Raw genomic sequence first — 22758 nt, 5'->3', positions numbered from 1 at the left:
GGCGCTCAGCCGCGCCGCCCGCCCTCCTCGTCGTCGCGGCGTTCGAGCCAGCCGGGCCAGACGCGGGCGGCGTCGCGGCGGCGCAGGCGCCCGCCCAGGTGCATGGCGCGCCAGACGCCGCGGTAGCCGGGGAGGACCCCGGCGGCGATGAGGATGTGGCCCAGGACCACCGGGGTGAACGCGTAGGTGGACCAGCGGTGGACCCGGTTGAACCAGACGAAGGCCGGCCCGCCGGAGACGGCCCACAGCCCGACACCGCTGACGACGAGCGCCGAGAGCAGGGCGACCATGACGAGGTTGGCGATGCGCTGGCCGGGGTCGAACCGGCCCTCGTGGCGGGCGAAGCGGCCGGTGAACACCGCTTTCGGCCAGCGGGCGAACCAGCGCAGGTCTGAGCGGCGCAGCCGCGCCGAGTCCACGACGAGGGCGCGGAGGCCCTTCGGGCCGAACGCGAGTCCGGCGACGGCCAGGCCCGCGAGGACCCAGCCGACGACGGTGTGGATCTCGGCGTCGGCGAACCCGGTCGCGCGGGCGAGGAGGCTCGGATCGCCTTCGCGGCCGAGCGTGAGCCACCAGCCCGTGGCCATGAGGACCAGAACCGACAGGTAGACGGCGGCGTGGAACCAGCGGGCGGGCGCGCGGTTGCGCACCACGGTGCCCTCACGCGCTGGGCCGCCCGGTTCGGCCTCAGTAGTCATACAGGTCCTCCGTGCCCTCCTCGCCGTCCGAGCCGCCGGTGCTGCCCGAGCCCGCGGCACCGAACACGACGGCGACCTCGTCCTCGGCACCCGCCGCGGAGTGGTCGGCGTTGCGCAGGGAGACGTTGATCGTGTGCTCGCCGTCGGCGACGCCCGCGAGGATCGGGGAGTCGGCGGTGATCTCGATGGGCTCGCCGTTGCCGGACTCGATGACCTCGTAGACGCTGTCGTCGCCGTCGAGGTAGAGGTGGACGTGGTGGTTCCCGGTGTCGGTCGGGCCGAGGTCCTCGCTCGAATCGACCTCGAACGTGAACGGGACGGCGACGGTGCCGCCTTCGGCGGGCTGCACGATCGCGACCGTGGGGCCGCCCTCCTCCCCCGCGTCGCCGTCCCCGCCGCATCCGGCGAGCGCGACCGCGAGGACGCCCGTGGCGGTCAGGGCCATCAGCTTCGTCTTCATGTCTCGGCCTTTCGTCGCGGCAGTGCGCTGGAGCGGCACTGCCCGTACAGGTGATACGGGCCGGGGCCCCGAATGGATTGCGGGCGCGGCGGCGCCGAATTCGCGGCGCCCGGCGCAATCCCTTCGGCGTGTGGTTCCGTATAACCGGTATGGAAGTGTCAGATGAGGCGCTGCTCGCGGGGGTCGCCGGCGGCGACGCCGACGCGATGGCGGCGTTCGTCCGGCGCCACCAGGCCCGCGTCTTCGGCATGGCGCTGTCGGTGGTGGGCGTCCCGGCCGTGGCCGAGGAGGTCGCGCAGGAGGCGTTCGTGCGCGCGTGGCGGCACGCGGGGAACTACGACCCGCGGCGCGCGCGGGCCTCGACGTGGCTGCTGACGATCACGCGGAACGTCGCCATCGACGTGCTGCGGGTGCGCCGCGAGCTCGCGACCGAACCGGTCGCGATGGCGGAGCTCCTGATGGCCCCCTCCAACGACGGCGACCGGGTGGACGACGCCGACGACGTGACCGCCGCCCTGCGGGAGCTCCCGAAGGACCAGGCCGTGGCCGTGGTGCTGTCGGTGCACTTCGGACTGACCGCCCGGGAGATCGGCGAGCGCCAACATGTGCCGCTCGGCACGGCCAAGACCCGGATCAGGACCGGCCTGACGCGACTGCGCGGAATCCTCGAGGTGCGCCATGACTGAGCCGACACGCTGCGACGGGTACCGGGAGGGCCTCGCCGAGGTCGCCACTGGCGCGGCGAGCGGCCCCGACCGCGCGCGGACCCTCGCGCACCTGGCCGGCTGCGAGGACTGCCGCCGCGAGCTCGACGCCCTCGCCCGGGTCGCCGACGAGGTGCTGCTCGTCGCGCCGCAGCACCAGCCGCCCGCCGGGTTCGAGAGCGCCGTCCTCGACCGGATCCGGGTCGAGGACGGCTCCCGCAACCCGAGGCGCGCGAAGCGGAAAGCACCCGCGGGCAGGCGCCACCGGGTGCTGCGGCCGCTCGCGGCCGTCGCCGCGGCGCTGGTGATCGCCGTCGCCGCCGCGGGCACGGTCTGGACCGCGACCGCGCAGGACCGCGAGACCGCCGACCGTTACGAGCGGACCCTCGCCGTCGCCGACGGCCGGTACTTCACGGCCGCGCCGGTCCTCGACGGCGGCGTCCAGGTCGGGCACGTGTTCCTGTACCAAGGGGAGCCCTCGTGGGTGTTCGCGGTCCTCGGCGAGGCCGCGCCCGGCACGTACGACCTGGTCGTCTCGACCGGCGAGTGGACGGCCACGGTCGGCTCGTGCGAGGTCGCCGAGACCTCGTGCGGCACGGGGGCGACCGTGGCCGCCGACATCGGCGACATCACCGAGGTGCGGCTGGTGGGCTCGGACGGGACCGTCCTCACCGCTGCCCTCCCGGGCTGGTAGCCCGAGGCCGGGCGGGGGCCGGGCTGTATACCCTTGGGGGCCACACCCTTCCGAAGGACCGGCCCATGAACCGACCCGATCCCGGCCGCATGCGGATCTCCGACGACGAACGCGAGCAGGTCGCCGCCCAGCTCAGGGAGGCGCTCGACTCGGGGCGGCTGCAACTGCACGAGTTCGACGAGCGGTCGCGGGGACTGTACGAGGCGCAGACCTACGCCGAGGTCGCCCGGCTCCTCGACGACCTCCCGGCGGCGCGGCTGCCGGTGCCCGCCGAGGCGGCGCCCGCGCCCGAGCGGGCGCCCGAGCGGAGCGGCAAAGCGAACCTCATGGGGCACGTCGCGCTCGGCATGGGCGTGATGTCGTTCGTGAGCTTCATGCCGTTCACCGTGCTGGCTATCGTGTTCGGCCTCATCGGCATCGACAATCACCGCAAGGGCGAGGCCGACACCCGGTCGTTCGCGCTGGCGGGCCTGGTCCTCGGCGCCGTGAGCGTCCCGGTGTGGATCCTGTTCTTCGTCCTCGGCGCGCTCTACTGGTGGTGACTCAGCGCGCCGAGACCAGGTAGTAGTCGATCCAGCCGCGTTCGTGGCAGCGCAGCCAGTTGCGGCCCCACGAGTCGCGGAACTCGGTCTGGGCGATCCACCGGTCGAACTGGCGCCACACGTGCTCGCCGATCGAGGTGACCGTGACGTCCGCGAAGCCAGCGGCGGCGAGGTCGGCGGCGAAGTCGCCCACCGGGCGGACGACGTCGACGCCCGAGGCGACGGTCTCGATGAGGTCGGCGACGGGGCCGGGGCCCGAGCCGTCGGGGGCGAAGAAGGTGGCCGCGGCGAACCGGCCGCCGGGGGCCAGGACGCGGCGGGCCTCGCGCGCGGTGGCGGCGAGGTCGTCGACGTGCTGGAGCATCTCGACGGCGTAGACGCCGTCGAAGTCGCCGTCGGGGAACGGGACGGCGGTGACCGAGCCTTCGGCGAAGGAAAGGCCGATGTCGGGGGATGCCAGCGCGGCGGCGTTGGCCGCGGCGGCGCGTTCGAGCTGCGCCGGGGAGCGGTCGAGGCCGGTCACCGCGACGCCGAGTTCGCGGGCGACGAGCGCGGCGCCGACGCCGAGCCCTGAGCCGAGTTCGAGCAGCCGCGCGCCGGGGGCGGGTTCGAGTGCGGTGACGACGCGGCGGTAGAGCTCGGCCTGGCTCGCGGTGCGCTCGTCGAGGGTGATGTCGCGGCCGGGGTCGAGGTCGCCCCAGTACCCGTAGTTGATGAACGAGCCCGAGAAGAGCGTCAGCGAGCCGAGGTCGAGTTCGCCGTACATCTGGTCGCGTCGCGCTTGGACGTCCGTTTCGCGTTCCATCGCCCGATTCTGGCACGGTGTGCGGGTCGGCGTCCGCCCGCGGTCGTTCAGCAGGCGCAGCCGGGGGCGGCCTGCTTCGGGAGGGGCTTCTTGCCGATGGTGGGGATGCCGAGGCTGACGCCGGGGAGCCTGGTGGCCTTGCCCGCGGCCCAGGCGTCGCCGGCCTTGGTGGCGCGGTGGGCGAGGACGGGGCCGTCGGCGACGAGGTGGTGGGGGGCGCCGTAGGTGACGGCGGTGGTGACGACGTCGCCGGGGCGCACGCCTTCGGCGTTGCCGGTGGGGTCGGTCTCGGAGGGGGTGACCGCGAAGTGGACGAGGCGGCCGTCGCGGGCGCGGCCGGAGAGGCGGCCGGTGGCGGCGTCCTTGCGGCCGTCGCCGACGGTGACGAGCACTTCGACCTCGGTGCCTTCGAGGGCGCGGTTCTCCTCCCAGGAGACGCGCTCCTGGAGGGCCACGAGGCGCTCGTAGCGCTCCTGCACGACGGCCTTGGGGATCTGGTCGGGCATGGTGGCGGCGGGGGTGCCGGGGCGGATGGAGTACTGGAAGGTGAAGGCGCTGGAGAAGCGGGCCCGCTCGACCACGTCGAGGGTGGCCTGGAAGTCCTCCTCGGTCTCGCCGGGGAAGCCCACGATGATGTCGGTGGTGATGGCCGCGTCGGGCATGGCGGCGCGGACCTTGTCGATGATCCCGAGGTACTTCTCGGACCGGTAGGAGCGGCGCATCTCCTTGAGGACGCGGTCGGAGCCGGACTGGAGGGGCATGTGCAGGGAGTGGCAGACGTTCGGGGTCTCGGCCATCGCGGCGATGACGTCGTCGGTGAAGTTCTTGGGGTGCGGGCTGGTGAAGCGGACGCGCTCCAGGCCCTCGACGGCGCCGCAGGCGCGCAGGAGCTTCCCGAAGGCGAGCTTGTCGCCGAACTCGACGCCGTAGGTGTTCACGTTCTGCCCCAGCAGGGTGACCTCGGAGACGCCTTCGGCGACGAGGGCGCGGACCTCGGCGAGGATCTCGCCGGGGCGGCGGTCCTTCTCCTTGCCGCGCAGTGCGGGGACGATGCAGAACGTGCAGGTGTTGTTGCAGCCCACGGAGATGGAGACCCAGCCGGAGTAGGTGGAGTCGCGCTTGGTGGGCAGGGCGGAGGGGAAGGTCTCCAGGGATTCGAGGATCTCGACCTCGGCGGCGCGGTTGTGGCGGGCCCGGTCCAGGAGCGCGGGGAGCGAGCCGATGTTGTGGGTGCCGAAGACGGCGTCGACCCAGGGGGCGCGCTTGACGATCTCGCCGCGGTCCTTCTGCGCGAGGCAGCCGCCGACGGCGATCTGCATGTCGGGGTTCTCGCGTTTGGCGGGGGCGAGGTGGCTGAGGTTGCCGTAGAGCTTGTTGTCGGCGTTCTCGCGGACGGCGCAGGTGTTGAACACGACCAGGTCGGGGGCCCCGTCGCCCGCGGCGGGCACGTAGCCGGCCGCTTCGAGCAGACCGCCGATCCGCTCGGAGTCGTGCACGTTCATCTGACAGCCGTAGGTCTTGACCTGGTACGTCTTCACTGCTCGCTCAACCACTCCCCCAGGATAGACGCGAGCCCGATCACACGGTCGGGGCCGGGATCGGGTCGGGCCCATAGCCGCCGGGGACCCGCGGCGGGGCCCGCAGGAGCGCTCAAGCAAACGTGATAATGACCACACTCTTTCCGTGCCACCTTGGCCCCGGTGCTCGCCGTTCATCCACAATACGCACTTGAGTGACCGCTGCGACCTCAGGGTTGAAACGGTTCAAATGACCAATGTGAGCGGTGGCTCACACTAACCGACCTTTCGGTTCACTTCAGCGCTTGCGCCCCGGAGCTGCGCGTTTCTGTTGAACTTTCAGTCTTTGAAACTCTTTTGCCTTTGGCCTTGTGCCGTCCTGATCGTCCTTATAAGGTGGCCCTCGTGCCGCCGGGTCCGCAAGGGTGCGGCGGTGCTCCCATCGTTACCCCCACCGAACCTCAATCAGGGAAGAGATAATGCGTCTCAAGACCTCCTCCGGCGTAGCCGCCGTCATAGCGGCCGCCGCCCTCCTCGCAACCGCCGCATGCGTCTCGGAGGAACCCGCGAGCAGCTCCAGCGACTCGGCGCTCTCGGGCACCGGCACGGGCGCGGACTGCACCATCGACGAGACCGTCAAGCTCGGCGCCGTCTTCAGCCTCACCGAGGCCGCCGCGTTCGCGGGCGGGTACCAGCAAGAAGGCCTCAAGATGGCCATCGACGAGCTCAACGCCGCCGGCGGCATCAAGTACGAGCTCATCCTCGAAGACGACAAGACCAGCGTCGACGACTCCGTCGCCGCCTTCGAGAAGCTCATCGAGCGCGACAAGGTCAGCGCCATCGTCGGCCCCACCCTCTCGGGCATGGCCTTCACGACCTACACCGACGCCCAGTACGCCGGCGTCCCCGCGCTCGGCGTCTCCACCACCGCCGAGGGCATCCCCGAGATCGGCGACTACATCTTCCGCGCCTCGCTGCCCGAGGAGGTCGCCCTCGCCGCGAGCATCCCGGCCGCCAAGGAGACCCTGGGTCTGGAGAAGGTCGCCGTCCTCTACGACAGCGCCGACGAGTTCACCGCCTCCGCGTTCAACACCATCTCCGACGTCCTCAAGGAGCAGGACATCGAGATCGTGGTCGAGGAGAGCTTCGAGACCGCCGACACCGAGTTCTCGGCCCAGTTGACCAAGGTCGCCGACGCCGACGTCGACGCCGTCATCCTCTCCGCCCTGCCCGGGGCCACCGTGCCGCTCGTCAAGCAGGCCCGCGACCAGGGCATCACCGCCCCGATCGTCGGCGGCAACGCCTTCAACTCCCCCGTCCTCGTCGGCCTCCTCGAAGGCGCCTCCGAGGGCCTCATCGTCGGCGGCGCCTGGAGCGCGGCCGCCGAGACCACCGGCAACGCCGAGTTCATCGCGAACTACAACGAGCTGTACGGCCGCGCGCCCGACCAGTTCGCCGCCCAGGCCTACACCGCCGGCTACCTCCTCGACCAGGCCGTCCGCGCCGACTGCGACGCCAACCGCGAGGCGATCAAGGACAACCTCGGCCAGATCCTGGAGTACGACTCCATCCTCGGCCCGATCTCGATCGACGAGGGCGGCGAGGTCACCCAGGAGCCGTTCGTCCAGATCATCCGCGACGGCGAATTCACCATCCTCTAGGGAACGAGCTCGGGGCCGGCGATCCCGGCCCCCGCTCGCCCACCTCCGCCCAGGGAAAACAGAGATGCTGCAGCAGTTGGCCAACGGAGTCTTCTCCGGTTCGATCTACGCGCTCTTCGCGATCGGATTCACCCTCGTGTTCGGAATCCTCCGGCACCTGAACCTCGCCCACGCGGCGATCTTCACCACCGGAGCGTTCCTCGGCATCGAGATCGCGACCAGGACGGGCATACCGTTCTGGGCCCTGCTCCCGGTCGTGGCCGGGATCGGCGCGGTCGCCGGCGTCGTGCTCGAACGGATCGCGTTCCGCCCGCTCGCGGGCCGGGACGACGAGCACTTCGCCGGACTCATCTCCTCGGTCGCCTTCGGCGGCGTCCTCATCGCGCTCATCCAGGCGCGCTACGGGACCGAACCGAAGAGCTTCCCCTACGAGTACTTCCCCAACCGGCTGTTCGAGGTCGCGGGACTCCGCGTCACCCTCACGCAGCTGGTGACCCTGGGCCTGGCGCTGGCGCTCATGCTCGGACTCGCATGGCTCGTCTCGGCGACACCGCTGGGACGGGCCATGCGGGCCGTGGCCGAGAACCCCACCGCCGCAAGGGTCGTCGGCGTCAACGTCGACCGCGTCACCGCCGGGACCTACGCCCTGTCCTCGGGGCTCGGCACCGTCGCCGGGGCGCTCCTGGCGCTCAACATCGGCCAGACCGACCGCGGGCTCGGCGCCTCGATCGAGCTCATCGGATTCGCCGTCATCATCCTCGGCGGCCTCGGCTCCCTGTGGGGCGCGATGGCGGCCGGGATCGTCCTCGGCCTCGCCGAGGCCCTCACCATCCACTACTTCGACTCGACCTGGAAGGGCCTGGTGCCCTTCGCGCTGCTCTTCGCGGTCCTGATCCTGCGCCCCCGGGGCCTGTTCGGCCACATCAAGGTCAGGGAGGTCTGATGCTCGCCGGATACGACACGCTCATCACCAACATCGCCCTGGCGGTGATCCTGGCCTACTCGTTCCACGTGGTCCTCATGGCCGGACAGCTCAACCTCGGGCAGGCGGGCTTCGCCTCGCTCGCGGCCTACACCTCGACGCTCGTCGTCCCCACCGAGCCGCTGTTCGGCTCGCTCTCGCCGGTCCTGGTCGGCATCCCCGTCGGCGCCGCGGTCGGCGGCGCCGCCGCGTTCCTCGTCGGCCTCCCGGTCCTGCGCCTGCGCGGGGTCTTCCTCGCCATCGGCACCATCGCCTTCGGCGAGATGGTCCGGGTCTTCATGACCAACGCCGAGTGGACGCGCGGCGCCCTGGGCCTGCGCGTCGACAAGTGGCTCACCGTCGACCTCGCGTGGATCGTCGTGGCCGTCCTCGGCTACCTGTTCTGGCGCCTGGGCCCCTCCCGCACCGGCCGCGCCTTCGCCGCCGTCCGCGAGGACGAGCTCGCCGCCGGGTCGATGGGAGTCGACGTCGTGCGCACCCGCATGACCTCGTTCGTGGCCTCCGGCGCGATCGCCGGCGTCTACGGCGTCATGTTCCTGTACTTCTTCGGGCGCATCACCCCGGCCACCTTCGACTTCAGCCTCACCCTCGGCGGCCTGGTCACCGCCGTCCTCGGCGGCTACCTCGTCTTCTTCGGGCCCGTCCTGGGCGCCGGGTTCCTCACCGCCGTGCCCGAGATCCAGAACGCCCTCGGCGTCGAGGCCGGGTGGATCCACCCGCTCATCACCGGCCTGCTCCTGCTCGCCGTCATCCTGTTCCTCCCCGGCGGACTGTCCACGCTCGTCGCCCGGCTGCGCCCGGCGCGGGTGCGGCCCGACCCCGGGACCGAACCGGACGGCCTCGCGCCGCTGCCCGAGCCCGGCACCCCCATCGCCGAACTGCGCGGCCTCGGCAAGTCCTACGGGTCCGTCCAGGCCGTCCGCTCGGTCGACCTGGAGATCCGCGCCGGCGAGGTCCTCGGCGTCATCGGCCCCAACGGTGCCGGCAAGACCACCCTGGTCAACATGATCAGCGGCCTGGAGACGCCGAGCGCGGGCGAGGGCGAGGTCCTCGGCGTCCGCCTCGGCGCCCCCTCGCACCGCTTCGCCAAGGCGGGACTGAGCCGGACCTTCCAGCACTCCAAGCTGTTCGACCGGCTCAGCGCGCTCGACAACGTCCTCGTCGGCACCCACCCGGTCACGCGCTCCACCTACCTGCGCCGCCTCCTGTGGCTGCCCTCGGCACGCCGCGACGAACGCCGGGCCCTCGCCCTCGCCTGGGCGCAGCTGCGGCGCGTCGGCCTCGCCGACCGCGCCCACCTGCGACCCGGCGCGCTCTCCTACGGCGACCAGCGCCGACTGGAGATCGCCCGCGCCCTCGCGGCCCACCCGACGCTCCTCGTCCTCGACGAGCCCGCCGCCGGGATGAACCACGTCGAGGCCGGCGAACTCGCCGCGCTCATCAAGGACCTCGCCGAGGACGGCATCGCGGTGCTCTTCATCGAGCACAACGTGAAGATGGTCCTCGACACCTGCACCCGCCTGGTGGTGCTCAACTTCGGCGAGGTCATCGCCGCGGGCGAGCCCCGCGAGGTCGCGGCCGACCCCAAGGTCGTCGAGGCCTACCTCGGCGCCGAAGACGAGGAGAGTGAGCATGTCTGAGCCGATCCTGTCGGTCGAGTCGCTGAGCGTCTCGTACGGCCGCGTCGAGGCCGTCCGCGACGTGTCCTTCTCGGTCCCCGAAGGCGGCATGGTCGCCCTCGTCGGCGCCAACGGCGCCGGCAAGAGCTCCGTGCTCGCCGCCGTCTCCGGCCTCATGCGCCCCGGCAAGGGCACCGTCCGCCTCGACGGGCGCGACATCACCCGCTGGCCCGCGCACCGCCGCGTCGGCGCCGGGCTCGTGCTCGTGCCCGAGGGACGCCAGATCCTCGGCACCCTCACCGTCGCAGAGAACCTCGCCCTCGGCGCGCACCGGCGCCGGGCCCAGGCCGTGCCCGCGGGCGAGCTGTACGAGCTGTTCCCCGTGCTCGCCGAACGTCGCGACCTGCCAGCCGGGGCGCTCTCCGGCGGCGAGCAGCAGATGCTCGCCATCGCCAGGGCCATGATCTCCCGGCCCCGGGTCGTCCTCATGGACGAGCCCTCGATGGGCCTGGCCCCCAAGATGGTCGACGAGGTCTTCGGCGTCATCGACAAGATCCGCGCCTCGGACGTGACGGTGGTGCTGGTCGAGCAGAACGCCCGCCGGGCCCTGCGCACCGCCGACACCGGGCACGTCCTGGAGACCGGGGCGATCGCGCACAGCGGCCCCGCCTCCGAACTCCTGAAGGACCCCAAGGTCGTCCAAGCCTATCTAGGCGTGGAATAACCCGCGCCGGACCAAGGAACCCACCCCAGATGAACGATGAGCAAGAGCCGGCGCCGACGGCCGAAGGCGGCAAGCAGCGCCGCCGCCTCCTGTCGCGCGTCCGCATCCGCACCAAGCTGACGGCCATGCTGCTCGTCCCGGCCCTCACCCTGACCGGCATGGTCGCCCTGCGACTGGTCGAGTCCGCCGCCGAGGCCCGCGAGGTCGGCGCCACCGCCGACGCGGTCGAGCTCCTCGGCGACGTCAACGACGCCATCGGCGCCCTCATGGCCGAGCGCACCGACGCGGCCATGCTGGTGTACCAGGAGGACACGGGCCTGGCCGAGCCCGACGCGCTCCTGGAGGCGTTCGAGCGCCACGAGACCGAGACCGAGGCCGCGCTCGACGCGCTGGAGACCACCAGGTCCGAACTCGACCTCGACGCCGAGACCGTCGCGCTCCTCGACCGCGCCGGCACGCCCCTCGACCGGCTCGCCATCGCGAGGCGCGCCGTCCACGACGGCACCGTCGACGCGGTCCACCTGACCGTGTACAACTCCGTCATCGGCCGCCTCTCGGTCGTCGTCGACCGCGCCGTGGACGCCGCCGGGACCGCCGAACTCTCCCGGATGCTGCGCACCGCGAGCCTCCTGGCCGCCATCGACGAGCACTCCGAGCAGCTGCGCCTCCTCGTCCTGTCCCTTGAGGACGGCAAGCCGCTCGCGGGCAAGCACCGCACCTTCATGCGCCTCTCGGCCGCCCGCGAGGAATCGCTCAACGAGTACCGCCGCACCGTCGTCCAGATCGACCCCGAGGCCTCCGTCCTCAGCGTCGGCGGCATCGGCTCCACCGACGCCCGCGCCGCCAACGCCTTCGAGAGCGCCGTCGCCGGCTCCCGTTCCGACGACGACCAGGTCGTCGACCACGAGGCCCTCATGGCCGCCTACGACGCCCGCCACACCGCCACCGCGAAACTCGTCGACGACTCCCTCACCGAGGCCACCGAGCAGGCCGAGTCCGTCGCCGCCGCCTCCCTGCGGCGCCTCGGCGTCGAAGGCCTCATCGCCGTCCTCGCCCTCGCCCTCGCCATCCTCATCGCCTACGGCATCGGCCGGTCGGTCACCCACGGTCTGCGCGAGCTCTCCGGCTCAGCCCGCCGCATCGCCATGGTCGACCTCCCGCTGGCCGTCAAACGCGTCGACCAACAGCAGGGACTGGGCGGCCTCAGCCCCTTCCAGTTCGCCGCCCGCACGCCCTCACCGCTCCAGGTGCAGGGCAAGGACGAGCTCAGCGAGGTCGGCGAGGCCTTCAACATCGTCCACCGCGAAGCCATCCGCGTCTCCGCCCAGCAGGCCCTCCTGCGCTTCCACGTCGGCGCGATCTTCGTCCGCCTGGCCCGCCGCGGCCACTCCCTGACCGGCCGCCTCACCGCCGAACTCGACGAGGCCGAACGCAACGAGCAGGACCCCGACCGCCTCCAGCGGCTCTTCCGGCTCGACCACCTCGCCTCGCTCATCGGCCGCGCCAACGACAGCCTCCTCGTCCTCGGCGGCTCCTCGGCCGCCAAGGTCCGCACCACCGACGCGAAGGTCGGCGACGTCCTCACCGCGGCCCAGAGCCGCATCGAGTACTACACGCGCGTCGAGGTCGCCTCCGACGAGGGCGCCTGGGTCAAGGCCGACGTCGTCGACGACGTCGTGCAGCTCCTCGCCGAGCTCATGGACAACGCCACCCGCTACTCCGAGTCCGCCACCGAGGTCACCGCCCGGATCGTAACCGGCAAGGTCATCATCCAGGTCCGCGACCACGGCATCGGCATCGAGACCGACCGCCTGGAGCGCTTCAACGAGCGGCTCAAGCAGGAGACCCCCGTCGACCTGGAGGCCATGCAGGCCATGGGGCTCACCGTGGTGGGCTTCCTCGCCTCACGGCACGGCATCGAGATCGAGATGCGCCCCTCCATCGGCGGCGGCATCGTCGTCGAGGTCATCGCCCCCGGCTCCCTGCTCTCCTTCACCGAACCCGAGCGAAGCGAGCGCATGCCCGAATCCATCGTGTCCCGGCAACCCCAGATGCCGCGCCCCAGGACCAACGCCCCGCTCTTCGCGAAGGGCGCCGAGCCCCCGGCGCCCGCGCCGGCCCCCGCGGGGCCGAGGGCACTGACCGCGGGCCCCGCCCGCGGCGTGGCGGCGGTGGGCCGCCCGCAACCCGAACTCGGCTCGGCCGCAACGGCGATCCTCACCGAGCTCCCCGAGATCAAGTTCGACGTCACCGTCGTGCACGCCGACCCGTCGCTCCGCGCCGGGCACCGACTGCCGACTGCCGACCCGGGGACGCTCGTGACCGGTGCGAACGGGCTGCCGCAGCGGCAGCCGATGTCGAACCTCGTCCCCGGCGCGATCGCACCGTCGGCCGGGCAGGACGGCAAGCCGATCGAGCGGAACCCGCGGAGCATCGGCGCGACGTACTCGGCGTACGCGCGCGGACTCTCCGGCAGCAGGACCGCCACTCCCACAAATGACAAATGACCCGAGGATCGACCCATGACCACCAGCGCACAATTGGACTTCCTTCTCAACGACTTCGTCGGCAGGGTGCCGCACGTGACCCACGTGCTCGCGGTGGCCGCTGACGGCCTGCTCATCGCCTCGAACAACACCCTGCCCAGGGACGAGGCCGAGCGCCTGTCGGCGATCGCCTCGGGTCTGACGAGCCTCCTGGCCGGCGCCGCGCGCTCCCTCCAGGCGGACCCGGTGATCAGCAACCTGACGGAGATGAACGGCGGCTTCATGTTCTCGATGTCCGTGTCCAGCGGCGCGAGCCTCCTGGCGCTGGCCGGTCTGCACTGCGACATCGGCCAGGTCGGCCACGAACTGGCGAACCTCATCAATCAGGTCGGCCCGGCCCTCACCCCCGCCGCCCGCCAGGTCGCCTCCGCCCAGTACCACCAGCAGTTCCAGCAGTAACCCGGACACGTGTGAGGGCCGGGAACCCGATGGTTCCCGGCCCTCACACGTGTCCGCGCCAGAATTCGCGCGAGACCGTACGACGGCGTTGCCGAGGCGGATACCGCGCCCATCACGATCGTCTGGCACATCGCTCCGGGGATCGACGCCCGCATCGCCGATGCCAGGGAGGACGCCGCCAAGGCCGCCGCGCTCCAAGCGCGGGCCTCGAACATCAACCGAGAGACGGTCATGCTGCTCAAGGAATCGGGTATGACCGGCCGCGACATCGCCGCGGTCCTCGGGATCTCGGAACAGCGCATCTCCCAACTCGCGAAGGCCGCGAAAAAGGCGGCCTGACCGCCGAGGGACACGTGTGTGGGCCGGGAACCATCGGGTTCCCGGTGACCGGTCTCAATCGGGCCGGGGCAGTCAGACTGCAAGGTCCGGGTCGGTCTGTCTCGTTTTGGTTGGGGTGGATCGCTCTCCGTCGGCGATGTGGCGGAGGACGTCTTCGGCGAATTCGCCCCAGGAATCGTACCCCTGGCCTACCGCCGAGCCCTTCTGATACACACCGGCTAGGGTCACCCGATGATCTTCGCCATGACGGTGCTGTTCCCGGTCTCGCTGCTCATCCTCGTGGCGTTGGCGGTCGCCGCCGTGACCATCCCCATGAGGAAGCGCCGCCCCACGCGAAGCACGGTGTTCATCGCCGCATCGCTTGCCTCCCTGTGTATCGCAATCCCGCTCTACGTGGGCACGCTCTTCATGTCTTCACCGTTGGACACCAGATACGAATGCACTCGATTCGGCGCAGGCGAGTTCGTGAACCTCACCGAGTCGCTGTTCCCACCCAGTTTCGTGCTCGAATGCACGGAGCGGACAGTCCAGCTCGTTCCGGCTGGAGCCAATCCCGCACTACTACTGCTCATCGCCGCGACAGTCGGGTTCGCCGTCGCGGCGATCGTCGCCCACAGGAAGAGCATCAGATAGCGGAGGAGCCGGATGCCGCTTGCTGCGGTGGTCCGGCCCTCTCTCGTACCTCCCTGGGGGTGCTTTGGGACGCAGCTGCACAAGACCGGCTCAGGACAAGTGCCTCCTCTCGACTGAGACAAATCCCCGGATGCCTCCGCTACAACGAGACTGCCCCGGAGCCAACGAGACGGGACACCCGGCCCTCACACGTCCGAGGCCCACCGGCCCAGGTACCGATCCGCGGCTACGCGGTCTCGGTGAACTGGCGCCGGACCCGGCGGCAGAACGAATCGCCGCGTCTACGCGGTGCCCTCCAGCAGCGGCCGGACGACGGCGATGTCGGTCTGGACGAAGTCCTCACCGATGCACAGGATCGGCCAGCCGAGTTCAGCGGCGACTCCGTAGACGATGCAGTCGCCGAAGTTCAGTTTCGCAGGGTGCCGCCCCTTGCCGAACCGGCGCCATGATTCGAGTGCCCGCTCGGCGGACTTGGCCGTCACATCGACGATGTCGATCTCCGCGTCGCGTACGAACCGAGCGGCGATCCCGGTCTCGCGCGGACCGAAACGGGACTCGAGGACCATGCCGAGCTCAAGGTAGGTCGCCGCGGGCATGACGGCCGCGGTCGTCTGCGCGAGCGCGTCGGCCAGCCAGTCGGCGCCGGGCTCGTCGCTCAGGATGGCGACAGCGGCAGAGGTGTCCACGACGAGGAAGTCTGCTTCGGTCACGTGGGGAGGCCGTTCTCGTCGTAACCGAGGATCTCCTCGGCGGCGCGGTCGTCGACGACCGGCACGTGCCGCAGCTCGTCCCGCAGTGCGTCGAGTCGTCGGTGGATGCGCCGGGAACGCGCGCCTTGCGTCTGCCGCTCCAGCCGTTCGCGGATCGCGGTCTCCACGGCTTCGGTCAGGGACTCGCCGGTCGCCGCGACGAGCTCGCGGGCGAGCCGGTCGGCCGCCGGGCTCTTGATGCTCAGTGCCATGTCTATCATTCTAGCTTCGATTCTAGAAATCTAGAATCGAGTTGCAGTACCGGGTCACCCCGGCCCGCAACGCCGAAGGCCGGGAGCCGCAAAGCGGCTCCCGGCCAAGCAGTGTGCTTGAGACTTACGCGGTCTCGGTGATCTTGCGCTGGACCCAGGGCATGAGGTCGCGCATCTTCTTGCCGACCTCTTCGAGCTGGTTGTCCGTCTGGACGGCCTGGAGCTTCTTGAAGTTCTCGCGCTTCTCGGACTCGGCGACCCATTCCTTGGCGAAGGTGCCGTCCTGGATCTCGCCCAGGATGCGCTTCATCTCCTTGCGGGTCTCGTCGGTGACGATGCGCGAGCCGCGGGAGACGCCGCCGTACTCGGCGGTGTCGGAGACGGAGTACCACATGTTGGTGAGGCCGCCCTCGTAGATCATGTCCACGATGAGCTTGAGCTCGTGCAGGCACTCGAAGTAGGCGGCCTCCGGCGCGTAGCCGGCCTCCACCAGGGTCTCGAAGCCGGCGCGGATGAGCTCGGCGGTGCCGCCGCAGAGGACGACCTGCTCGCCGAACAGGTCGGTCTCGGTCTCCTCCTTGAAGGTGGTCTTCAGGACGCCCGCGCGGGTGCCGCCGATCGCCTTCGCGTAGGAGAGCGCCACGGCCTGGGTGTCGCCGGACGGGTCCTGCTCGACCGCGACGAGCGCGGGGACGCCCTTGCCGTCCACGAACTGGCGGCGGACCATGTGGCCCGGGCCCTTCGGGGCGACCATGGCGACGTTGACGTCCGCGGGGGCCTGGATCAGGTCGTAGCGGATGTTGAAGCCGTGGCCGAAGAACAGGGAGTCGCCGGCGGACAGGTTCGGGGCGATCTCCGAGGCGTACAGCTTGGCCTGCACGGTGTCCGGGACCAGGATCATGATGACGTCGGCCCACGCGGCGGCCTCGGCCGGGGTGAGCACCTTCAGGCCCGCCTCCTCGGCCTTGGGACGCGACTTGGAGCCCTCCTGGAGGCCGATGACGACCTCGACGCCCGAGTCGCGCAGGCTCAGCGAGTGGGCGTGGCCCTGCGAGCCGTAGCCGAGGACGGCGACCTTCTTGCCCTGGATCAGGGCCAGGTCGGCGTCGTCGTCGTAGAACACTTCAGCGGACATGCAACTGCTTCCTTCTTGACTTAATTGTTCGGTGAGACGTATCGGGACAGCGAGGCCATCGACTTGGCCCCGCGCCCCAGCGCGACCGTCCCCGACTGGACGAGCTCCTTGATCCCGAACGGCTCCAGGACTTCCAGGAACGCCTCGATCTTGTCGGAGTTCCCGGTGACCTCGAAGGTGACCGTGTCGGGTGTGACGTCGACCGAGCGGGCCTTGAACAGCTCGGCCGCGGCGATCACCTGGCCGCGGGTGGCGGCGTCGGCGCGGACCTTCACCAGCAGCAGTTCGCGCTGCACGGAGGAGCCCGCTTCCAGCTCCACGATCTTGAGGACGTGGATGAGCTTGTTGAGCTGCTTGGTGACCTGCTCCAGCGAGCCCGCCTCGACGCCCACCACGATGGTGATGCGGCTGACGCCGGGGTGCTCGGTCTCGCCGACGGCGAGGGAGTCGATGTTGAAGCCGCGCCTGGAGAACAGGGCGGCGACCCGGGCGAGGACGCCGGGCTTGTTCTCGACGAGGACCGAAAGGGTATGCGTGGTCACTAGATCTGCCCCTCGTCGTCGAAGTTCGGGCGCACGTCGCGCGCGTAGAGGATCTCGTCGTTGGAGACGCCGGCGGGGACCATCGGCCACACCATCGCGTCGGGTCCGACGGTGAAGTCGACCACGACCGGGCGGTCGTTGATCGCGTTGGCCTGCGCGATGATCGCGTCGACCTCGTCGGCGGTGTCGGCGCGCAGGCCGACGCAGCCGAGGGCCTCGGCGAGCTTCACGAAGTCCGGGATGCGCGGGGACGCCTCGGAGTGGTGCGTCGACAGGTTCGTCTGGGAGTAGCGCTTGTCGTAGAACAGCGTCTGCCATTGGCGGACCATGCCGAGGTTGCCGTTGTTGATGACGGCGACCTTGATCGGGATGCCCTCGATCGCGCAGGTGGCGAGCTCCTGGTTGGTCATCTGGAAGCAGCCGTCGCCGTCCACGGCCCACACGGTGCGGCCCATCTGGCCGAGCTTGGCGCCCATGGCAGCCGGGACGGCGAAGCCCATGGTGCCCAGGCCGCCGGAGTTGAGGAACGTGCCCGGCTTCTCGTAGGAGATGAACTGGGAGGCCCACATCTGGTGCTGGCCGACGCCGGTGGTCCAGATGGTGTCCTCGGGGGCGAGGGCGCCGAGGCGCTCGATCACGTACTGCGGCGCGGGCAGGCCGTCGTCGATGTCGGTGTAGCCCAGCGGGTAGCGCCCGCGCAGGTCGTCGAGGGTCTCCCACCAGGTCTTCAGGCGCTCCTGGCCGGGGTCGGCGTAGGCGTCGATCATGGCGGCGATGGCGGCCCGGCAGTCGCCGACGATCGGCACGTCCGCCTCGCGGTTCTTGCCGATCTCGGCCGGGTCGATGTCGACGTGGACGATCTTGGCGTCGGGCGCGAAGGAGTCGAGCCGGCCGGTCACGCGGTCGTCGAAGCGGGCGCCCAGGGAGACCAGGAGGTCGGACTTCTGGAGCGCGTGCACCGCCGGGACGGTGCCGTGCATCCCGGGCATGCCCAGGTGCTGCGGGTGCGAGTCGGGGAAGGCGCCGCGGGCCATCAGGGTGGTGACGACGGGCGCGCCGGTCAGCTCGGCGAGCGCCAGCAGCTCGGCGTGGGCGCCGGACTTGACGACGCCGCCGCCGACGTAGAGCACGGGGCGCTTGGCCTCGGCGATGAGCGCGGCGGCCTCGCGGATCTGCTTGCCGTGCGGCTGCGTGGTGGGGCGGTAGCCGGGCAGGTCCATCCGCGGCGGCCACACGAAGGGCGCCTCGGTCTGGAGGATGTCCTTGGGGATGTCGACCAGGACCGGGCCGGGGCGGCCGGTCGAGGCCACGTGGAAGGCCTCGGCGATGACGCGCGGGATGTCGGCGGCGTCGGTGATGAGGTAGGAGTGCTTGGTGATCGGCATGGTGATGCCGCAGATGTCGGCCTCTTGGAAGGCGTCGGTGCCGATCGAGGAGGTCACGACCTGGCCGGTGATGGCCACGATCGGGACCGAGTCCATGTAGGCGTCGGCCAGCGGGGTCACGAGGTTGGTCGCGCCGGGGCCGGAGGTCGCCATGCACACGCCGACCTTGCCGGTCGCCAGGGCGTAGCCCTGGGCGGCGTGGCCGGCGCCCTGCTCGTGGCGGACGAGGACGTGGCGCACCTGATCGGAGTCCAGGAGGGGGTCGTAGGCGGGGAGGATCGTGCCGCCGGGGATGCCGAAGACGGCCTCGACCTGGAGCTCTTCGAGCGCGCGGACGACGGCCTGCGCGCCGGTGAGGACGGGGGCGGCGGCGGGGGCGCCGATCGGAGGAGCCGGCCTGGGTGCCTTCGGCCTGGCGGGCTGAGCTTTGGCAGCCTGCGGCCCTGGCTTCGGTGCCTTCACTGGTGTGCTCATGTCCTTCGTCCAATAGGGAGATATGTGGCTGGTTCGACATGCTGTGTCGTTCCCCGGGCAGAAAAAATCGCCCGCGTGCTAGACGCACGGGGCGAGCGCACCGTCAGAGAACGACGGTGCGCTAGGTAAGTACTACGACGAGCGGCCGGGCGGCGAGGGCCTCGGTCGTCATGGAGTCGCAGTTCTGCTTCGGCACGCTCCCCAGGATGCACGATTCCGGCCCGTGAGTCAACTTTTCTCAGACTGCGGGACGTCAGTCGGCGTGTCGCGCGGCGCGGGCGGCAGCGCCCGCGGCTCCTCGGTGAGCCAGCGCGTCAGGTCGTCCGGCTCCATCGGCTTCGCGAGCAGGTAGCCCTGCACGAGCGGCGCTTCGGCGGCGATCATGGCGTTGAGCTGGAGGTCGGTCTCGACGCCTTCGGCGATGACCTCCATGCCGAGGAGGCGCCCGAGCTCGACGGTGACGGCCGCGAGCGGCCCGACGCCGCCGTCGTCCTTCGCCACGAGGTCGCGGTCGATCTTGATGATGTCGACCGGGAGGCGTTCGAGCTGGCCGAGCGAGGAGTACCCGGAGCCGAAGTCGTCCAACGCGATCCGGACCCCGGCGCCGCGCAGGGCGCTGAGCTGGGCGATGAGCGTGTTCATCTGGTGTGAGAAGTCGTGCTCGGTGACCGCCAGCACGAGGCGCTTCGCGGGGACGCCCGCGGCGATGAGCGCGGTGTTGACCTCGGTGGCGAACAGGTGGGTGTGGAGTTCCTTGACCGAGACGTTCACCGAGATCCAGGCCTTGATCCCGGCGTTGTGCCATGCGGCGAGCTGCTCGGCGGCGCGGTTGACCGTCCACACCGCGAGATCCTGCGTGAGACCGGACTCGGTCGCGGCGGGGATGAACTCGCCGGGGCTGACGTGGCCGAGCCTGGGGTGGTGCCAGCGCATGAGCGCCTCGGCGCCCACGATGGAGCGGTCGGCGGTGGCGAACACGGGCTGGTAGACCAGGCGCAGCTCGTCGCGGGCGATGGCGCCGCGCAGCTCCTGGGTGAGCTCGTTCTTGCGGCGCACCTTGCGGTCGAACTCGGCGTCGTAGGTGGCGTAGCGGTTCTTCCCGGCCTGCTTGGCGGCCCGCAGCGCGAGGTCGGCGTTGCGCAGGAGGATCTCGGGGTCGCCGAGGACGTCGACGGCGGTGGCGATGCCGACCGAGCCGGTGGTGAAGACGGTGGACTCGTCGTGGAACTCGTACGGTTCGCCCAGGCGCGCGACGAGGGCCTTGGCGGTCGCGACCGCCTCGGACCAGCTGGCGCGCAGGAGGATCGCGAACTCGTCGCCGCCGAGGCGGGCGCCGACGTCGGTGGGGCGCAGCAGTTCCTTGATGCGCCGGGAGACCTCGACGAGGAGTTCGTCGCCGAAGTCGTGGCCGCGGGTGTCGTTGACGTTCTTGAACTCGTCGAGGTCGAGCAGGAGGAGCGCGGTGCTGTGCTCCTGGGCGTCGACGCCGTCCTCCAGGCTCTGGAGGAGCGCGCGGCGGTTGGCGAGCCCGGTGAGCGGGTCGGTGTAGGCCATGCGGGCCAGCTCGGTCTCCAGGCTGCGGCGGGCGCCGACGTCCTCGACGCGGGCGACGAGGCCGCGCACCTGGGGCTTGCCGCGCAGGTCGTTGACGACGGTCTCGGTGTGGCGCCAGCGGCGGCCCGCGTCGCGGATGCGGACGTTGAGCGAGACCTGCCCGGTGTGGCCGTAGCCGTCCAGGAGGGACCGCAGGTCCTCTTCGGCGCCGCGCCGGTCGTCGGCGTGGACGAGGTCGAGGAACCGGGAGCCGACGCACTTGCCGGCGTCGGTGGCGGGCTTCCACGCCGAGTCCTCGGAGCGCCAGGTGACGGTGAGGTCGCCGTCGAGGACGAGGACGGCGTCGGAGGCGACGCCGACGATGGCCGAGAGCCGCAGCTGGCGTTCGTCGGCGACCTCCTCGACGCGGCGGACGTCGAAGAAGGTGAGGACCAGGCGCCCGGCGAGCGCTCCCGCGGCGGTGAGGCCGAGGAGGGCCGCGTCGAGGGTGAGGGAGCCGCTCCCGGCGCCGTTGATGAGGACGGTGGCGCCGGCGAGCGCGGCGGCCCCGCCCATGACGGCGTAGTGCGCCCCCGGGTAGTTCGGCTTGTCGATCGGGGCGGGCTTCTGGTTGCGCGCCAGGTAGGTCACGCCGAGCAGGCCCGCGCAGGTGGCGACCCACGAGACCGACCACCACAGGACCTGGACCTCGGGGTCGCCCCACTGCCAGGAGGTGTACAGGGCCAGGCCGGTGAAATGGACGGCGAAGACCGCGAGGTAGGCGAGGGCGTGGCGGCGGCGCCAGCGCTGGAGGCGCAGCGTGGTGGTGAGGCCGACGCCGATCATGATGACGCCGAGCATCCCGGGGATGACGATGGCGAGGTCGCCTTCGGCGAGGTGGCCGCGCTGGCGTTCGAAGACGGGCCGGGCGACGAGGACCCAGAAGGCGAAGAGGGCGCACAGGCCGACGAAGGCGCCGTCGACGAGGCGGCGCTGGACGGCCTGGGGCTCCCAGCCGTTGTCGGGCAGGCGCAGGAGGGCGAGGGCCCACAGGGTGATGGCGGCGGAGAGGCCGGTGCCCGCGACGGCGTCGGCGGAGGCGCCGGGCAGCCAGCAGGCGGCGGCGATGGTCGCGGCGGTGGTCTGGATGCCGGCGGCGAGGAGCTGGTAGGTGACGCGGCGGCCCGCTTTGATGCGGCCCGCGGCGCGCCACATGAGCAGCCCGGCGCAGGCGGCGCCGATGCTGCCGACCGCGGCGGCGAGGTCGCGGTCGATGCGCCCGGACAGGGAGTCCGCACCGACGACGAGGGCCGCGACGAGCACGGAGCACCACACTGCGGCGGTCGCCGTCCATGACAGCTGCTGCCGGACGCGACGGGGGTTTGGCGTCATCCACTGGCCCAATCGTAGGAAGCCTCGTGCTTTACAGGATGCCGCATGGTGTCGGGTTTCCGTACCGGGCCCTCGATGTGTCCATCACGGAGGACGCCGTCACTCTCAGTGGCGGCCTTGGGGGAGCGCGGTGAGGAGGCGGGCGCGGGCCGCTTCGGCTTCGGCGTGGCGCTCGGCGGCGCTCGCGTCCCGGGCGGCGGCCTCGTCGCGTGCCTTGAGGATCGCGGCGCGAAGGTCGGCGAGTTTCTCGTCGCGGTCCTTGAGGGTGGCGGCGTGGTCGGCGGTGCGGTTGCGGTGCATCCAGAGCGGGACGAGGACGGCGAGGGCGAACACGACGGCGAGGAACCACTGCGCGGCCACGGCCGTGATGACGGCGAGCGCGCCGAGGGCGGCCGCGACGGCGACGGGAACGGTCTTGGCGGGAGCCGCCTCGACGCCGCGGGAGATGCGGGACTCGGCGGCGGCGGCCTTCTCCGGGTCGGCGCCCGCGGCGGTGACGCCGATCTTCACCGAGCGGCGGTTGAGGGTGACGACGGTGGGTGCGGGCGCGGGTTCCGGCGTTTCGAGCAGCGAACGCAGCAGGGGCGCGCTGTGTTCGAGTGCGATACGGCGCAGGGGAAGCGGGGTCTCGGGTTTGAACAGGTCGCGGCGCAGGAGGGTCGCGACGGTGCCGGCGGGTGCGCTCCAGGAGGGCCTGGTGCGGGTGGGCCCGTCGCCGAGTTCGAGTGCCTCCAGCTCCAGCACGAGCGGCAGTTCGGCGGGGCTAGGCTCCTCGATGAGCTCCTGGAGGTAGATCCGCCAGCACCGGTCGTCGCGGGCGGTCTCGGCGGCACCGGGGGCGGCGCCGTCGGGGGTGTCGCCGACGGCGGCGGGGGGCTCGGCGACGGCGCTCGCGTGAAGGGTGCCCGAGGGAGCGGCGGCGGGTTCGCCGAGCGGGGCCGCGCCGGTCCCGAGGAGACCGGACCCGGGGCTTTCGTACGGCGCGGTCTCGACTGCACCGGTTGCGAGCGCGA

20 protein-coding genes and 1 pseudogene are annotated in these 22758 nt (G+C 71.3%); 10 read left to right on the top strand and 11 right to left on the bottom strand.

Annotation, left to right across the window (positions count from 1 at the left end; genetic code table 11):
* Positions 1 to 5 precede the first annotated feature (5 nt).
* Complete coding sequence (locus E9998_RS20385; RefSeq protein WP_136531538.1) at positions 6 to 698, bottom strand: cytochrome b/b6 domain-containing protein; 693 nt, start codon at positions 696 to 698, stop codon at positions 6 to 8.
* Positions 688 to 1158: an Ig-like domain-containing protein gene (locus E9998_RS20380; protein ID WP_136531537.1), complete on the bottom strand. Its 471-nt coding sequence runs from the start codon at positions 1156 to 1158 to the stop codon at positions 688 to 690. The genes E9998_RS20385 and E9998_RS20380 overlap by 11 nt, the downstream gene beginning before the upstream one ends.
* 149 nt (positions 1159 to 1307) lie before the next feature.
* Between E9998_RS20380 and E9998_RS20375 the strand changes: the two genes are divergently transcribed.
* The 3 genes from E9998_RS20375 (at position 1308) to E9998_RS20365 (ending at position 3098) form a co-directional block, all read left to right on the top strand.
* Positions 1308 to 1844 (top strand): sigma-70 family RNA polymerase sigma factor, encoded by a 537-nt coding sequence (locus E9998_RS20375; protein WP_136531536.1) that lies wholly within the window; start codon positions 1308 to 1310, stop codon positions 1842 to 1844.
* Positions 1837 to 2556, top strand: a complete 720-nt coding sequence (locus E9998_RS20370; protein WP_136531535.1) for a hypothetical protein — start codon at positions 1837 to 1839, stop codon at positions 2554 to 2556. Before E9998_RS20375 ends, E9998_RS20370 begins: the two co-directional genes overlap by 8 nt.
* A gap of 65 nt (positions 2557 to 2621) precedes the next feature.
* Positions 2622 to 3098, top strand: a complete 477-nt coding sequence (locus E9998_RS20365) for a DUF1707 and DUF4190 domain-containing protein (RefSeq protein WP_136531534.1) — start codon at positions 2622 to 2624, stop codon at positions 3096 to 3098.
* Between the two features lies 1 nt (position 3099).
* Here the strand turns inward: E9998_RS20365 and E9998_RS20360 are convergent, their stop codons facing one another.
* Positions 3100 to 3903, bottom strand: coding sequence for a class I SAM-dependent methyltransferase (locus E9998_RS20360; RefSeq protein WP_136531533.1), 804 nt, complete (start codon positions 3901 to 3903; stop codon positions 3100 to 3102).
* 47 nt (positions 3904 to 3950) lie between these two features.
* Positions 3951 to 5516, bottom strand: coding sequence for a tRNA (N6-isopentenyl adenosine(37)-C2)-methylthiotransferase MiaB (miaB, locus tag E9998_RS20355; protein WP_136531532.1), 1566 nt, complete (start codon positions 5514 to 5516; stop codon positions 3951 to 3953).
* Between the two features lie 383 nt (positions 5517 to 5899).
* Between miaB and E9998_RS20350 the strand changes: the two genes are divergently transcribed.
* The 7 genes from E9998_RS20350 to E9998_RS20320 all read left to right on the top strand — a co-directional run bounded on the left by E9998_RS20350 (position 5900) and on the right by E9998_RS20320 (position 14323).
* Positions 5900 to 7081 carry an ABC transporter substrate-binding protein gene (locus tag E9998_RS20350; protein WP_136531531.1) on the top strand — a complete coding sequence of 394 codons (1182 nt, stop codon included), beginning with the start codon at positions 5900 to 5902 and terminating at the stop codon, positions 7079 to 7081.
* Between the two features lie 64 nt (positions 7082 to 7145).
* Positions 7146 to 8024, top strand: a complete 879-nt coding sequence (locus E9998_RS20345; RefSeq protein ID WP_204745566.1) for a branched-chain amino acid ABC transporter permease — start codon at positions 7146 to 7148, stop codon at positions 8022 to 8024.
* On the top strand, positions 8024 to 9703 hold the full coding sequence (locus E9998_RS20340; RefSeq protein ID WP_136531530.1) for a branched-chain amino acid ABC transporter ATP-binding protein/permease: 1680 nt from the start codon (positions 8024 to 8026) through the stop codon (positions 9701 to 9703). Before E9998_RS20345 ends, E9998_RS20340 begins: the two co-directional genes overlap by 1 nt.
* On the top strand, positions 9696 to 10406 hold the full coding sequence (locus tag E9998_RS20335; RefSeq protein ID WP_136531529.1) for an ABC transporter ATP-binding protein: 711 nt from the start codon (positions 9696 to 9698) through the stop codon (positions 10404 to 10406). The genes E9998_RS20340 and E9998_RS20335 overlap by 8 nt, the downstream gene beginning before the upstream one ends.
* A 29-nt stretch (positions 10407 to 10435) precedes the next feature.
* Entirely contained in the window at positions 10436 to 12913 is a 2478-nt protein-coding gene (locus E9998_RS20330) for a sensor histidine kinase (RefSeq protein ID WP_136531528.1), read from the top strand.
* 15 nt (positions 12914 to 12928) lie between these two features.
* On the top strand, positions 12929 to 13351 hold the full coding sequence (locus tag E9998_RS20325) for a roadblock/LC7 domain-containing protein (protein WP_136531527.1): 423 nt from the start codon (positions 12929 to 12931) through the stop codon (positions 13349 to 13351).
* Positions 13352 to 13921: 570 nt separating this feature from the next.
* On the top strand, positions 13922 to 14323 hold the full coding sequence (locus tag E9998_RS20320; RefSeq protein ID WP_136531526.1) for a hypothetical protein: 402 nt from the start codon (positions 13922 to 13924) through the stop codon (positions 14321 to 14323).
* Between the two features lie 281 nt (positions 14324 to 14604).
* On the opposite strand, the gene E9998_RS20315 is transcribed toward E9998_RS20320, so the two are convergent.
* The 7 genes and pseudogenes from E9998_RS20315 to E9998_RS25530 all read right to left on the bottom strand — a co-directional run.
* Positions 14605 to 15033, bottom strand: a complete 429-nt coding sequence (locus E9998_RS20315; protein WP_136531525.1) for a type II toxin-antitoxin system VapC family toxin — start codon at positions 15031 to 15033, stop codon at positions 14605 to 14607.
* Positions 15030 to 15284: a type II toxin-antitoxin system VapB family antitoxin gene (locus E9998_RS20310; protein ID WP_136531524.1), complete on the bottom strand. Its 255-nt coding sequence runs from the start codon at positions 15282 to 15284 to the stop codon at positions 15030 to 15032. The genes E9998_RS20315 and E9998_RS20310 overlap by 4 nt, the downstream gene beginning before the upstream one ends.
* A 124-nt stretch (positions 15285 to 15408) precedes the next feature.
* On the bottom strand, positions 15409 to 16419 hold the full coding sequence (ilvC, locus tag E9998_RS20305; protein WP_136531523.1) for a ketol-acid reductoisomerase: 1011 nt from the start codon (positions 16417 to 16419) through the stop codon (positions 15409 to 15411).
* A gap of 20 nt (positions 16420 to 16439) precedes the next feature.
* On the bottom strand, positions 16440 to 16961 hold the full coding sequence (gene ilvN / locus E9998_RS20300; RefSeq protein WP_136531522.1) for an acetolactate synthase small subunit: 522 nt from the start codon (positions 16959 to 16961) through the stop codon (positions 16440 to 16442).
* Complete coding sequence (locus E9998_RS20295; RefSeq protein WP_136531521.1) at positions 16961 to 18820, bottom strand: acetolactate synthase large subunit; 1860 nt, start codon at positions 18818 to 18820, stop codon at positions 16961 to 16963. Before E9998_RS20295 ends, ilvN begins: the two co-directional genes overlap by 1 nt.
* 228 nt (positions 18821 to 19048) lie before the next feature.
* Entirely contained in the window at positions 19049 to 21745 is a 2697-nt protein-coding gene (locus E9998_RS20290; protein ID WP_136531520.1) for a putative bifunctional diguanylate cyclase/phosphodiesterase, read from the bottom strand.
* A 105-nt stretch (positions 21746 to 21850) separates the two neighbouring features.
* A pseudogene (locus tag E9998_RS25530) lies at positions 21851 to 22758 on the bottom strand (hypothetical protein); the annotation flags it as partial.

Origin of the sequence: Glycomyces paridis (genome assembly GCF_004912155.1) — a bacterium.
Lineage (GTDB): Bacteria > Actinomycetota > Actinomycetes > Mycobacteriales > Micromonosporaceae > Glycomyces > Glycomyces paridis.
Note: the sequence above shows the minus strand (reverse complement) of the source record. Positions and strands in the feature narration are given on the sequence as shown.